General features: G+C 53.2%; 1 pseudogene. It reads left to right on the top strand.

What is annotated here, in order from left to right:
- Positions 1 to 113: pseudogene (locus tag H6B10_RS16735) on the top strand (hypothetical protein); the annotation flags it as partial.
- Positions 114 to 222 lie beyond the last annotated feature (109 nt).

Below are 222 nucleotides of genomic sequence, written 5' to 3'. Positions count from 1 at the left end.
AGCAGGTGGCGGCCCGTACGGCTATGCGTTATGATAAATTGGGGGACGACCACTACGATATTGTGTCCGCCTACCAAAAATCCATGCGCGGTTCTGACCCGGACGCGGCGCTGCGTTCTGCACACCCCGGCGGATATCTTCTGCCGTAAGGGACTTGAACTCAAACACTGTACACCGGGAAAGCAGCGCATTGTATACATAAAAATAGGGATTTTCCGTAGT

Source organism: Gemmiger formicilis (assembly GCF_016901605.1).
Lineage (GTDB): Bacteria > Bacillota > Clostridia > Oscillospirales > Ruminococcaceae > Gemmiger > Gemmiger formicilis_B.
The sequence above is the reverse complement of the archived record's forward strand: the minus strand, read 5'-3'. Positions and strand labels throughout refer to the sequence as shown.